The sequence below is a fragment of the Flammeovirga sp. MY04 genome (assembly GCF_001682195.2).
Taxonomy (GTDB): Bacteria; Bacteroidota; Bacteroidia; order Cytophagales; family Flammeovirgaceae; genus Flammeovirga; species Flammeovirga yaeyamensis.
Genome location: NZ_CP003560.2, coordinates 416090 through 429667, shown reverse-complemented (window position 1 = coordinate 429667; position 13578 = coordinate 416090). Strand labels below are relative to the sequence as shown.

Genomic DNA, 13578 nt, shown 5'->3' with positions numbered 1-13578 from the left:
GTAAAAAAACAGGGTTGTTTCAAAAAATTGAAACAACCCTGTTTTTTTTATCCTTCTATATTTAAAACACTATGCCCAGATATCGTTCCTTCTGAAAGAACGATTTTGGTAGGTATCCTTTCTTTAATTTGTGGTAAGTGTGATATCAAAGAGATCGTCTTACCGCCAGTATCTCTTAGATGTTCCAATGCAGATATTGCTTGATCCAACGTTTGTTCATCGAGGGTACCAAATCCTTCATCAATAAATAAACTTTCCACTTTTACATTCTTACTAGCCATATCGGCTAAACCCAAAGAAAGTGATAAACTTAACAAGAAGGACTCCCCTCCACTAGTAGAATTTACCACCCTTTCTTTGTCTCCCGCATAGCGATCAATAATGAATAGCTGTTTATTGTCTCCCGTTTTGGGTTCTGCAAACAGGTAGCGATCAGTAAACTTCACTAAATGATGATTGGCTTTCATCAATAAAGTTTTCAATACAATACTCTGTGCAAACTTATTGAACTTATCTCCTTTTGCTGACCCAATAAGGTCTTCCATTATTCGCCATAAGTTATACTCCGGCGTTAGTTTATCTCTTTGCTCGAGTTTATCTTTTACCTCTTTTTTCTTCTCTTCATTATTTTTTATCTCCCCGCCAATCTCTTCCAAAGTCAGTCGTAATTCCTCCATTTTCAGAAGTTGCTGCTTTACTTTTTCCTCTATCTCATCCAATGTTTCATTTGGTATTGTGTCTTTAAGTAGCGCCTGCTGTCTTTCCTCATTATAAGTCTTAATCGATGTTTTTAAAGTGATTTCTAAATCATCTACTTCCTTCAATAACTTTTTATTTTCCTGATGATTTGATTCTTCTTTTAAAACTTCATCAAACTGCCCCACTAGAATTCCCTTTTCTTCAAGTGCTTTATCAAAAGATGCTTCTTGTTCCAACAAACTATCTGATAATTCCGCTAATTCAGTTTTCAAATCAGCTAATTGATTGGTCAGACTTTCTTCATTACTCTTTAGAGAAGCTAATATTACATTGATTTCATTTAGTTGCTCATCAATTTTCTTCCCTTTTTCCTGCATCAATTTTCTTTCTTCAGGAACCATTTGATCTTTGAAGAGTTCAAAACGTTTATCTTTTAGTTTTGATAAAAATGATTTTGTCTGATTCGTCTCCTCTTCTTTAGATATATATAGAGTTTCCAGCTTTCCCAACTCTGACTGAAGAGCAGTCAATTGCTTTTGATATTCTTCCAACCACTTCGGTGCATTCTCTACAATTTGTTGCTTCTTCTGATATTCATCCAACCAACGTTTCAGATCCACCAACAAACTTTCTTCTTGATAATACCCCTCATATTTCGATAAAATGCCATCCGATTGAAGATTACTTTTTCGAACATCGTCTGCTTTATTCAATAACTCAAGCACCTCATTTAAACCTTCTTTTTTATTTTGAATGTCCTGAAGTAATGATTGTTCGTTCTTAAAAGTCTTGAAAGTATCTGATGTATAAGAAATATTCTTAAGTTCTAACTCACTTTGACTTTGACCAATCAAAGCATTAATTGCCTCCAATTGTGATTTCAGACCAACAATCTGTTTTTTCTTTTCTTCGATTTTAGTCTTGAATTTCACTTCATTTTGAAGGAATGTATTGAGCTCGTTCTCCTGTTGACTTTTCTTTTCCGTTACCTCCTTGAGTTGTTTTTGGACCGTTTGCAACTCATCTTCCGATTTTACTTCTTTTGTATAAGGATGATCCAAAGAACCGCAAACTAGACAAGGTTCATTCTCCACTAACTGATTCCTCAATACCTTTATATCCTCAGCAGCTTCCCACTTCAACCTTTTCTCTTTCGTAGTGAGCTCATCTAAAAACAACCCAATACCTTCCAACTGTTTTTTACTACCCTCTACCAGCTTAGTATTTCCTTCAATTTCTTTCTGAAGATCAACTACTTCTTGCTCCAAATCCTTCTTTTGTTCTTCTACCTTATTCGATTGCTGAGAATTAATATCCATCAACTGCAACTGCTCCATTAGGCTATTTACCTCTTCAGTATTTAAATCAGGAAGCTGACGTTTTGCTAAAGCCTCATTGATATAGTTTTCGGTAGATAATTTCCATTGATTCAGTAGTGCTAATTGATCAGGAAATGATTTCCCATTCAAATGCTTTTTGATCCCCTCTTTAGATTGATCAATTTTAATATCAAATGCTTTTTGATCCTCCTCCACTTCTTTCATCAAATTGGTTAAAAGTGGGTAATCAAAAGCTATCTTTTCTAGTTTTTGATGTTCAAATAGCCATTCTTTTCCTAATTGGAGTTCCTGTTCTTGTTTATAAATTGAATCGGATTTTTGACTTATATCCGCTAGTAATTTCTTTTTATTTTCCTTTCTTTCCTCAAGATCTGATTCTTGATTTTTTAATTTTATTCCAGCATCATTAATTGCTTTATCCACCCCCTCTACTTCATTCCATAATTTCTCAGATGCTGATAATTCTTGGAGATACTTCTCTTTTTTACTTTGTATCTCAGATCCTTTAAGCTGATTTTTATCTATCTCCAGCTTATTATTTTTTGATTGATTATTTAACTCCTCCTGTTTTACTTGTCCTTTTGCTATTCGATCTTTTAGTGACTGACATTCTTTATATAAAGAAATTACAGGAAGCACCTGTTCATATTGTTCCACCTTTAAACGTAAAGGCTTCAACTTTTCTTTCCTCTCGATTACTTGATCTAACTCCTCATTTTGTTTTTCTAATTTGAGATCAAAATCAAGAACAGTGCGTTTAACATCTATCGATTTCTGTCCAACCGTTTTGTCTTTATCGAGTTTAATCAATAGCGCATTGTGTTCATCATAAGATCTTTGAAGTTCATCAATCTCTTCCTCCCCCTTGATTTCAATTGCATCAATTACCTGAGAAAGAATATCATACTGCTTCTTTAATTGTGAAGCTCTTTCAAAAACCGCTATACTGATTTGTCTATAATCAAGCTTCTTCGTAATCTTCTCCAATAATTCAGAACGATCTTTTTCGTCTGCCGCCAACAATGCTTTAAACTCCCCTTGTGACAACATGATAGATTTCACGAATTGATCGTAACTCAAACCAATAAGCTCCTCGTTTTTCTTTGGGACTTCTCCTTTTTTAATAGGGATGATTTCACCTGTTTCAAGATGCCCTACTTCCATATGATAATCACGGATTTCTCCTTTTCTTGCCCCTTTTATTAAAGTGGAAACTGTCCATTTACTTCTATAACTTGATACTTTTCCCAAGTTCTTCACCTCATAGTCCACCTCCACAACTGCTTCAGTTTCCCCTCGTGTCAATAATGCTCCGGAAGACTGAATATTATTACTAGAAAACTGACCAGATGCCCTTGGAATTCTGTTATACAAACCTAAAGTAATGGCATCTAAAATAGTCGATTTACCAGCACCTGTTTTCCCTACAATGGCTATTAAGCCCGCCTCTTTTAAGGGAGTGTCATCAAAATTTATGGTGTGCTCACCTTTAAGTGAGTTTATATTCTTAATGTATAATCGTTTTAGTCTCATTAGTTAGTCGTTTCTTCGTTTTGTTCTATTTCAATAAAAGCCTGTATCAACTGATCTTTCAATTCCTCATCAATCTCAATTTTATCTTCTTTTTCTAATCGTTGTTTAAAAATATCCAATGGAGTCAGATCGTCTAAGTCAATATGATTTTCGAACAAATCAGCAGCAGATTTAGACTCAGATTTAAAAGTATGTCGATGTTTGATGATTATCCCTCTATGTTGTTCATAGCTTTCACTAAACTCCTTGATAAGCGTTTCAATATCAATAAATAAAGTGGGATTATATTTTGCTTCAATCACTTCCAATTCGATCAGTTGATCCAGCTGAGTAGCATCATTTTCTAATTTGAAAAGTTTGCTTTTACACTCCTCAAAAGTTCCACTTACTTTAACCAATTTTCTTTGAGGTGGAATTACCACTTTTTCAGAAGTCACTTCCTTGTCATTCACCTCAATTATTCTAACTCCGTGTTGGTAATTACGTTCTGAGAAACTTAAAGGATATGGTGAACCTGAATAAAAAATGGGCACTTGTCCTTTTACTTGTTGAGAAGAGTGAATGTGTCCTAAGGCAACATATTCAAAGATTTCTGGGAAAATATCACCTTCTACCCCCGCTTGATGCCCCATCTGTATTTCCCTTTCACTACTAGTATCTGATAATGCTCCATGCGCATATAAATGCCCCATAGCTAAAGCTGGAACAGAATAATTTCTATCTTTAATTATCGCCCCGATTTCTTGATAATGAGATTTCACCCCTTCTTTTATGGCTTGAATTCTATCATCAAAAGTACTTCCTTCAACCATTTTCTTGAGGTCTCTATCCCTTAAAAAAGGGACGGCAGCTACCACCAATTGAAGTGCACCATTTTTGTCTTTTACTTCAATTATTTCATCAGCTAACTGATGAGTCACACCACTTATAATTTGAGTGTTCACATGCTTGGCAATTTCTATAGTGATTCCCATAGATGAAACACTATCATGGTTACCATCCGTGATAATTACTTGGATCTGATGACATTCGTTTTGTAATCTACTTAAGAGATCTAAAAATTGTTTTTGACTACCTAAAGAGGGATAAGCTGAATCAAAAATATCACCTGCTACTATCAGTAAATCAATATTATTTTTATTTATGAATTGAATTAACCAATCTTTGAATCGTTCAAAATCTTCTTCTAAAGAATAATTAAGTAAGCGTTTACCAATATGCCAGTCTGCTGTGTGAAGTATTTTCATTAAAAAGGGGTACTTTGATTTAAGAAAATGAAAATACCGCTTTTACTTGTAAGCACAAAACGTAATATTTATTTGATGAAAGATCTTAAATTTATTGTATATAAAAACGCTTCACAAATTGTTCTCTTCCATGGGTTATTTTTAAAATATAATAACCTGTTGATAATTGATGAGTATTGATACTACTTAAATTTCCGTTTGTAGCTTCTACAATTAATTTACCGTTTTCATCAAATACTTGATAAGATGCTAAAAATGTAAAATTGATAGTTTGAACATGTATAGTTTTTCCTTTACTAACGTGATTAGGGAAAACATTCACATCAGTCGTAGAGTTATTATTCAAGATACTTTTAGGACAATAATATTCGAATCGACCATCAAAATCAACTTGTTTTAAACGATAATATAATACTTCATTTTCTACATCTAAAGTAACGATATAATTAGTTCTGGTATTGGTATTTCCATTTGCATTTATCCGTTTTTCAGTATACCAATCCCGTTTATTGCTAGAAGATTCTATAATAAAATGAGAAGCATTTTCTTCCATAGCAGTAGCCCATGATAATTCTATTTTAGTATCTTTTATGCTAACAGAAAAATAAATAAGATGTACAGGAAGATCTGCTGAATTAAAATAATCCCAAAATTCATCATCGGGAGGGAATGTATAATTTTCCTTTTTTGTACCATCAATGGAAACACCTGCAACGGTGATGGTATTCATACAAAATATGTGCTCATAGTTTAACATAGAACCAGAAATGGTAACATCTCCTCCAACTTTTACGGAATCAGTATTCGTTAGTGCTCCTAAAGTCGTAAGATTTGCCTTGGCAAATAATCTGTGACTATTAGTAAGGTTTGATGCCGTATGATTTTTATGAAAAACAAGAATGCCTTTATTATTAATAGATTGATTTTGGGTAATATCACCTTCAATTATAAAAGAGGAATTTGTTTCTACGACAAAATGGGTGGCAGTTAAATTTAAATTACCGGAGGATTCAATAACCACCACAGCTTGGTTAGTGATGAATAAGGTATCATAATCCCATGTTACCGCTCCATTTATAAAAACAGTATCAGCACTATTGTTTCCATCAATAATTAAATTCGTTGAACCATCACCTTCTGAACATGATGATAGAGTTACATTATTATTTAATGGATTAGGTATTCCACATGATGCAAAAAGTACATTAACGTTTACGATAAAAATTATAAATAAAAGAGAAAGTTTTTTTGGGATGTGCATGTGGTCAATTATGGATGTAATTTAGAAACATACACATGTTTGAAAAAGTTCGTAAAATAAAAAAAACTCCAATGTTTAAACCATTGGAGTCTATATCTATTTTGAATCTGTATTCGATTGATTTCCTACAATATCCGATCTTCTTTTAAATCTCTTCTTTTTCGAACGGTAATCTAAGTAATAGCCTACCATAGGGAAAATCGTACTTAAAGTAAGAATAAATATAACTTTATAAATAAAATTACTCGTTTCCATAGTTTATTGTGTTTAAGTTGGCTCAAATATAGGGGTTTGATTAATTATTATAAAGTAGTTATCAATAATTAATGATGAGATGTAATTTCTTTTTTATTTTCATCCATTTAAATATCAAATACTATTGATGTAAGACCTTTACAAGAGAACCAATTATGTGTTGAATTGTTCTGAAATCTGAATTTTAATTAAGCACGAAATTACATGACTTATTAAACAAACTGTTCGGCATATTTAATTTTTTAAATCAAAAATGTGTTATTGTGATGACCCTAAACATTAAACTCATGAAAACCATTATTACCCTACTTTTTGCTTTACCTTTTATTCTACCCCTTACAAGTTTCAAGAATACTGTTATTGAAAATCCTTATGCTCAGCTCACTGTTTTCAGTGAAAAAGGGGGGCAATTTGAAGACAATATTCATGTCTATATAGTAGAATTTAGACAATCTTTTGATGTAAAAGCAAAAGTGACTTACAACAAAAACAATAAACAAGTTATCTTGGATTTTATTGGAGCAGATGGCTCACATCATCACGAAATGCTCGATGGTGTAATCATAGAAAAAAATAAAGAAACACCAAGTGTAGTTACTTTCGAGAATCATGATAAAAACGACGAAATCTATGTTTCTGTCACTGAATACATGGGGAAATTATCTGTCATTTGGAATGGGGAATTCTATCATATGATGTAAAAAAAAGCCATCAAATAATTGATGGCTCTCTTAATTTATCCTTTAAAATGTCCTTGTATCTAATTCAACAATTCTTGATTGTTTATTTTTTATTCATACTTCAAGAATTATTTTTTCAATTTAGATTCATAATAGACATTTACTTTTGATCTTTGATACTGACGATCGCCTGCTTGACCGTCTGCCCATAAAATTCTTCCTTTATTTACATCATAAAATGGTTTGATATCAATTACTCTTAGCGTTAACTGACCTGACAATACGTGAGACGCGATTGTATGACCATTTTTTTCGTATTTAAGAATGTATTTATACGCCATATCACGCATATATTTTCCTCTAAAAGATGCTAACTTAATATTTCTTTTATCTTCTTCTCCAGATGCTTGTCCTCTACCTTCTAAAGAGATACGGTAAATACGATCCGGGTTTGCAGATAAGTTTTTCAAGATGCTTTCGCAAATCTGATCAAGTTGCTTTTTTTGATCGTCCGAGAAAATAGATAGTTTAGTTTCTCCTGCACCATAAGTTTCAGAACTGTAAACTACTCCAATTGGATTATTTCTTAATTTTTCCCCTACTGGGACGATTTTTTCTTTTGATAAAATATAGCTCATAGGACGTGATAAATTTTAAAAGGATGATTTATTTTTAATAGGCTTTTTAAATACTGCCTACACAAAAGTACATAAAGTCTACCAACTTACAAGAGTATTAAGATATTTTTTATGTAAACCTTCGTTTTTTTATATAAAATGATAGTTTTTTAAGAGTTTAAAAGCATCTTCAAACGGTCAATTTCTTTGACATATTCTTCTTTCTGTCTTTTTAACTCCTCTTGAGTGGCTGTCATTTCCTCTAAGTTCTGTCTCATTTCTTCTTCCTGAGACCTCACCTGTTCAGCTTGCTCTTGAGAAACCTTAAGTAATTCTTTTAATCGTTCTGCTCCGATTTTGTTTAAGATAGTAATCGCTAAGCTTTCGCAAATACGTTTTAAGAAATCTAATTCAAATTCTTTTAGTTCCTTGAATCCAGCAACCTCAATTACACCTTCCACTTTTTCATAAGCGAGTAATGGATAGATGGCTACAAAAGATGCTGTTGCATCACCAAGTCCGGAACTAATATTCACATATCCTTGAGGAACATCTTTAATAATGATCGGCTTCTTCTCAATGTAACACTGACCAATTAGGCCTTCACCTCTTTCTATATTTGTCTTATCAAGATATTTTTTTCTATCGTAAGCATAAACCGACTGCTTTTTTAAAAAATCATTCCCATCGGCATCTTCTTTACGAGTAAAAACTGCTACTTGATTAAGATTAAGCACTCTTGCCAAGAAGCTAGCAGAATGATCGATCAGCTCATCTAGATCTTCTACAGATCGGGTTAAATCGTTAAAATCAGAAATATTTTGAGTGGTCCAAGACCTTTCTTCGTCTTCTTGTTTTGTTTTTTGAACTTGAGTTAGTGCTTCTTTTAATTCTTTTTCCGACTTCTCTAATGTTAAGTTTCGTTCAACTCTTTCTTTTGTTAATTTTTCGCTTTCATTTCTATACCTTAATTGCTCTTTTTGCATTAAAAACAGAAGAATTGCTAAACCAGCAAGACCTATAATTAATCCTCTTTTCGACATTGGAGCATAATTTAAATCATAATCCAAAAGTGGATCAATCAGCAAGTCCGATAAAGGGAACATGGCAACAATGGTAAAGCATAAAACCAGAAATAGTGACCATTGAGCAATCCTCTCCTTCATATCAAAAACAAGGAATGGGATAATAGTATGCACCATACCTATTAGATAACCTGACATTCTTGGAATTGCACCGACTGGTGTTAAATAAGAGTTGTATATAATCACCACCGACATAGGTACCGTACAAAGCAAAATTCTAGCAATGGTAAATAACCTTAGATAATTTAAAGACAATACAATTAGGTTAGCAAGTATGCCCATTAATGGCCATTGCAATAATGTAGGGGCTTTAACGATAGAAACAATAAGATAAAAAACATGAAAAATCATCAAGTAAAAAGCGAATTGATTGGTAGTGAATACCTTTTCGCTCATTATTGTTTTGGTATTTTTGTTTATACCTATATTAAATATCTGTTGAACTAAATTCATCTTAAAAAGTACTTCATTAATGCCTTTTGATTCTCATGCAATATTGGTGCTAACATGTTTATTTATGAAACGCATTCTATATAAAAATTAGTATGAGAGTGGATTAAAACCTTGGTTGGAGAAATTATTTTTCATCGAACACGGGTTATTAAGGAAAAAAATAGATTGTTTTTAATTACTCTCCAAAAAATTGGTAAATTAGTGTAAGCTGATGAAACAATAAACGGTAATAATACAATCTAGTACTCATTACCAAGTTAAGTGCTGTACATTTCCTCTTATGAACATTCGGTAAATCTATAATTTACCTTATTATTTATAAAGAACTGTAGATTTATTCCATATCCAATTAAATTATTATAATTTTGGAAGGATTCATTCCTGGTAAATGGAAACTTTTTAAACTTTCGCCACAAAATTCTAAATATGTCTTCTGAAAGAAAACAGAACGTAAGAAAAAATATATACAAACCTTCTTCAAATGATGAAAATTCTCATACATCTGATGAAGAGAAAAAGCCTAAACGAATCTCATTTGATGGTTTAAAATTCAATAGAGACAAGTTCAGTGACCCCCGATTTAAAACGAGCATAGGCCTTTCGCTTATTTTCTTAGCCATCTACTCATTCCTCGCACTATTATCTTTTGTCTTTACTGGCAAAGCCGATCAAAGTGTGATTGAAAATGTGGGTGGAATTTCCGAGTTAATTTCTACGGGAAAAGAAGTAGACAATTGGCTTGGTTTATTAGGTGCTGCCTTGTCACACTTATTGGTGTATGACCTTTTTGGTATTGGTGCTATCCTAATTGTACCTATGCTTCTTTCTAAAGGCTATGAACTATTTACTTTGGGTAGAGGCAAAGTGATCCGTTTTAGAAAGTTAGGATACATCTGCTTTTTCTACATGCTATGGACTAGTTTATTCTTGGGATACATCGTTGTAGTAAAAGATTCCCCCAATATCTTAGGTTTCTTGTGTGGTAAAGTTGGTTTCGTAATAGCCAACGCTTTATACAGTTTAATTGGTTTTGGTACATTAATACTTCTGATTTTAATGGTATTGATACATTCAGTGTATATATCAAAATTCAAAAAATTAGACAAAGCCCTTCGTAAAGTCACAACAAATCGTTTTGAAACTGTTGAAGATCAAGCTGCAGCAGAGGAAATAGAAAAACTACATCAAGAATCGCTTCAAGAATTTGAGAATGATAATGAAGAGATTACTGAAAACAAAGTAGAAGAGGAAGATATCACCACTTCATCAGAAACTCAGATAGAAGAAAATTCTGTTACTGAAACAAAAGAAACAGTCAAGGAAACAGCAGAATCAAATGATTTGATGCCTGCAAAACCAATTCTCCCTGAATTAAAAGACGAGAAAGAAGAACAATCTATTAAAGTAGATCCTATTTCTGTAGATGTAAATATTCAAGTGGAACATGTTCATGTAGGACAAGAAACTTCACCTCAAGAAATTGAGGCCAAAGAAATTAACCGTCCGAACAATGTTACTCCACAAATGGAGGCTCCAAAACAAAAAACTGCTCCTGAAACTCCTCCTACACCTATGATTGATGTAAAGGAAGAAGGTAATGCAGCTCCTCCAATTGAGCTTGATCCCCCTGCCCCTCCAAAACCGAGGGACAAATCAGTTGACCCTACATCATTAAGCAGTGTAAATAATACCGATGATGTAGATAAAGCTAGTTTAGATGCTCTAGATGAACCTGATGAATTAGTACAAGTAGAGGACATGGACGAATACGATCCACGTTTAGATCTCAGTAATTATCGTTTCCCAGAACTTACGCTTTTACACCCTCCGAAAGAGTCTAAGGCGAAGGTAACGAAAGAGGAACTAGAGGCAAATAAAGAACGTATTGTTAATACACTTCGTCACTTTAAAATTGGTATTGCGTCTATTAGTGCTACCATAGGACCTACAGTTACTTTATATGAGATTGTTCCTGAAGTGGGCATCAAAATCTCTAAAATTAGAAACCTAGAAGATGATATCGCCTTAAGTTTAGCAGCTTTAGGTATTCGTATTATCGCTCCAATTCCAGGTAGAGGTACAATTGGTATTGAGGTACCAAATAATAATAGAGAAATGGTTTCAATTTCATCTGTGATAGCCACAGAGAAGTTTGCTAAGGCTAAAATGGCATTGCCGGTTGCTTTTGGTAGAACTATTTCGAATGAAGTATTTGTCATGGACCTTGCTAAAATGCCTCACCTTTTGATGGCAGGAGCTACGGGACAAGGTAAGTCGGTGGGTATTAATGTTCTATTGAGTTGTTTACTTTATAGAAAACATCCATCGGAGCTTAAATTTGTGATGATCGACCCTAAAAAGGTAGAATTATCACTCTTCAATAAAATTGAAAGACACTTCTTGGCCAGTCTTCCTGATGCCGAAGAAGCCATAGTTACAGACACCAAAAAAGCAGTTCATATCTTAAATTCATTGTGTACAGAAATGGATATGAGATACTCTTTATTAAAGGCTGCAGGTGTTAGAAACATTAAAGAATATAACGCTAAATTCTGTCAGCGTCGATTAAACCCTAAAAAGGGTCACCGATTCCTTCCATACATTGTGTTGGTTATCGACGAATTAGCCGATTTAATGATGACCGCAGGAAAAGAAATAGAAGGACCAATTGCTCGTTTGGCTCAGTTAGCCCGTGCCATCGGTATTCACCTAGTTGTAGCCACACAAAGACCGTCCGTAGATGTTATTACGGGTATGATTAAGGCCAACTTCCCTGCTCGTTTATCGTTTAGAGTAACTTCTAAAATTGACTCTAGAACAATTTTAGATGCTGGTGGAGCAGAACAATTAATTGGTATGGGTGATATGCTTTTATCGACGGGCAATGACCTTACACGTTTACAATGTGCATTTATTGATACGGATGAAGTAGAACATCTTTGTGATTTCATCGCTGAACAAACAGGTTTCCATACTGCATACATGCTCCCTGAGTTTGAGGAAGAACCACCTTCTTCTAAATCAGGTGGTGGGGCCGGAAGTCCAGATGACAGAGATGATTTATTTGAGGAGGCCGCTCGTTTACTGGTAAGACATCAACAAGGTTCTACCTCTTTAATTCAAAGAAAATTAAGTTTGGGGTATAATAGAGCTGGTAGAATCATTGATCAACTAGAGGCTGCCGGTATTGTTGGTCCATTCGAAGGTAGTAAAGCAAGGCAAGTTAATGTAAAATCAGAGATGGAATTAGAATCCCTTCTAGCCACTCTTTAATTTGCCTTTTCTATAGTAATAGGGTATAAAATGTAACTTTTATACCCTATTTTTACGTTAATAGTTAACATGTCAAATTATATTCAGTTCAACAATCAGAAAACGATGAAAAACAAACATATATACAATTCTATTTTATTTATTTTCGCCTTTATCTTATCATCTAACTTTGCGATGGCACAAAAAGATGAAAAAGCACAAAAAATTCTAGATGATATGAGTAATCATTATATGAGTTTATCTTCATTTAGTGCGGATATTCATCAAGAAATGATTTCTATTAATGATGGAAAAATGGGCGACCTTGATATTAAAGCTATTATTGCTGGAAATAAATATCAGATGCATTTAGAAGGTCAGGTGATTTATAGCGATGCTAAAACAGTTTATCGTTATGATCAAGAAATGGAAGAAGTAACCATTGAAGAGGCAGATACTGAAGGAGAATTAGCAAGTTCTCCAGCTGAAATCTATCAATTGTATAAAAAGAACTTTAAGTATCTATATACAGGTCAAGAAGGTGGATATGATATTGTAGACCTTTCTCCAGAAAAAGGTGCTGATATTAATTTCTTTAGAATAAGAATGTATATCAAACCTGGATCACACGAATTGGTAAAGTGGGAAATGTTCGAAAAAGGAAATCAAAACAAATACGTTTATACTGTAAGTAACTTTAAGAAGAATATTGCAGTAACAGACAACGATTTCAAATTCGACACTTCAAAGCACCCAGATGTTGAAGTAGTTGATTTGAGATAATTAAGACAACACTCTAATGAGAAGCTGTTTCATCTTAATGGAACAGCTTTTTTATATTCTAATCATTCCTCCCAATTGCATTATTTCTAGAATTATCTATACACTTCAAATAACTATCAAAATAATTCATATAGATATAATAAATCAGTGCTTTGTTAATTTAGTTTAAAAGGATTTTATATTAAGTTCACAATCAAATTAAACTAGTTTTTCAATCTTTTTATTTTTTTCATGCAATTCAATCGAAAACTACTACTTACAGCTTTACTTGGAGTTACACTATTTTCATGTACTAAAGAAGAAGTAGAAACTCCCATTTCGTTATCTGAAGACGACCTTCCTTCTCTATCAATCACTGAAAAAGATTTCATAA

At 33.3% G+C, this 13578-nt stretch carries 10 protein-coding genes; 3 read left to right on the top strand and 7 right to left on the bottom strand.

Translation table 11 applies throughout. The features are described from left to right. Positions 1–47: 47 nt before the first annotated feature. The 4 genes from MY04_RS01725 to MY04_RS01710 form a co-directional block, all read right to left on the bottom strand. Positions 48–3572 carry an AAA family ATPase gene (locus tag MY04_RS01725; protein WP_066205432.1) on the bottom strand — a complete coding sequence of 1175 codons (3525 nt, stop codon included), beginning with the start codon at positions 3570–3572 and terminating at the stop codon, positions 48–50. Then, on the bottom strand, positions 3572–4819 hold the full coding sequence (locus tag MY04_RS01720) for an exonuclease SbcCD subunit D (RefSeq protein WP_066205430.1): 1248 nt from the start codon (positions 4817–4819) through the stop codon (positions 3572–3574). Before MY04_RS01720 ends, MY04_RS01725 begins: the two co-directional genes overlap by 1 nt. Positions 4820–4910: 91 nt before the next feature. Further along, the gene (locus MY04_RS01715) at positions 4911–6080 is read right to left on the bottom strand and encodes a T9SS type A sorting domain-containing protein (RefSeq protein WP_066205428.1); all 1170 of its coding nucleotides are present in this window, start codon (positions 6078–6080) and stop codon (positions 4911–4913) included. Between the two features lie 96 nt (positions 6081–6176). After that, positions 6177–6335 (bottom strand): hypothetical protein, encoded by a 159-nt coding sequence (locus MY04_RS01710; protein ID WP_158297517.1) that lies wholly within the window; start codon positions 6333–6335, stop codon positions 6177–6179. Positions 6336–6622: 287 nt separating this feature from the next. On the opposite strand from MY04_RS01710, the gene MY04_RS01705 reads away from it, so the two are divergent. Then, positions 6623–7036: a hypothetical protein gene (locus tag MY04_RS01705; RefSeq protein ID WP_158297516.1), complete on the top strand. Its 414-nt coding sequence runs from the start codon at positions 6623–6625 to the stop codon at positions 7034–7036. A gap of 107 nt (positions 7037–7143) precedes the next feature. Here MY04_RS01705 and MY04_RS01700 read toward each other — a convergent pair whose 3' ends face one another. Further along, positions 7144–7653 (bottom strand): hypothetical protein, encoded by a 510-nt coding sequence (locus MY04_RS01700; RefSeq protein ID WP_066205423.1) that lies wholly within the window; start codon positions 7651–7653, stop codon positions 7144–7146. Between the two features lie 149 nt (positions 7654–7802). Next, positions 7803–9113, bottom strand: coding sequence for a GAF domain-containing protein (locus MY04_RS01695; protein ID WP_158297515.1), 1311 nt, complete (start codon positions 9111–9113; stop codon positions 7803–7805). 483 nt (positions 9114–9596) lie between these two features. On the opposite strand from MY04_RS01695, the gene MY04_RS01690 reads away from it, so the two are divergent. Both MY04_RS01690 and MY04_RS01685 read left to right on the top strand, forming a co-directional pair. Then, positions 9597–12443 carry an FtsK/SpoIIIE family DNA translocase gene (locus tag MY04_RS01690; protein WP_236941091.1) on the top strand — a complete coding sequence of 949 codons (2847 nt, stop codon included), beginning with the start codon at positions 9597–9599 and terminating at the stop codon, positions 12441–12443. A 105-nt stretch (positions 12444–12548) separates the two neighbouring features. Next, positions 12549–13205 carry a LolA family protein gene (locus tag MY04_RS01685; RefSeq protein ID WP_066205415.1) on the top strand — a complete coding sequence of 219 codons (657 nt, stop codon included), beginning with the start codon at positions 12549–12551 and terminating at the stop codon, positions 13203–13205. 203 nt (positions 13206–13408) lie between these two features. Here the strand turns inward: MY04_RS01685 and MY04_RS01680 are convergent, their stop codons facing one another. After that, complete coding sequence (locus MY04_RS01680) at positions 13409–13576, bottom strand: hypothetical protein (RefSeq protein WP_158297514.1); 168 nt, start codon at positions 13574–13576, stop codon at positions 13409–13411. Between the last annotated feature and the right edge of the window lie 2 nt (positions 13577–13578).

What these genes read in the sequence shown, in the direction of transcription:
- MY04_RS01725 (WP_066205432.1), bottom strand. Translation starts at nt 3,572, where the DNA reads ATGAGACTAAAACGATTATACATTAAGAATATAAACTCACTTAAAGGT.
- MY04_RS01720 (WP_066205430.1), bottom strand. Translation starts at nt 4,819, where the DNA reads ATGAAAATACTTCACACAGCAGACTGGCATATTGGTAAACGCTTACTT.
- MY04_RS01715 (WP_066205428.1), bottom strand. Translation starts at nt 6,080, where the DNA reads ATGCACATCCCAAAAAAACTTTCTCTTTTATTTATAATTTTTATCGTA.
- MY04_RS01710 (WP_158297517.1), bottom strand. Translation starts at nt 6,335, where the DNA reads ATGGAAACGAGTAATTTTATTTATAAAGTTATATTTATTCTTACTTTA.
- MY04_RS01705 (WP_158297516.1), top strand. Translation starts at nt 6,623, where the DNA reads ATGAAAACCATTATTACCCTACTTTTTGCTTTACCTTTTATTCTACCC.
- MY04_RS01700 (WP_066205423.1), bottom strand. Translation starts at nt 7,653, where the DNA reads ATGAGCTATATTTTATCAAAAGAAAAAATCGTCCCAGTAGGGGAAAAA.
- MY04_RS01695 (WP_158297515.1), bottom strand. Translation starts at nt 9,113, where the DNA reads ATGAGCGAAAAGGTATTCACTACCAATCAATTCGCTTTTTACTTGATG.
- MY04_RS01690 (WP_236941091.1), top strand. Translation starts at nt 9,597, where the DNA reads ATGTCTTCTGAAAGAAAACAGAACGTAAGAAAAAATATATACAAACCT.
- MY04_RS01685 (WP_066205415.1), top strand. Translation starts at nt 12,549, where the DNA reads ATGAAAAACAAACATATATACAATTCTATTTTATTTATTTTCGCCTTT.
- MY04_RS01680 (WP_158297514.1), bottom strand. Translation starts at nt 13,576, where the DNA reads ATGAAATCTTTTTCAGTGATTGATAGAGAAGGAAGGTCGTCTTCAGAT.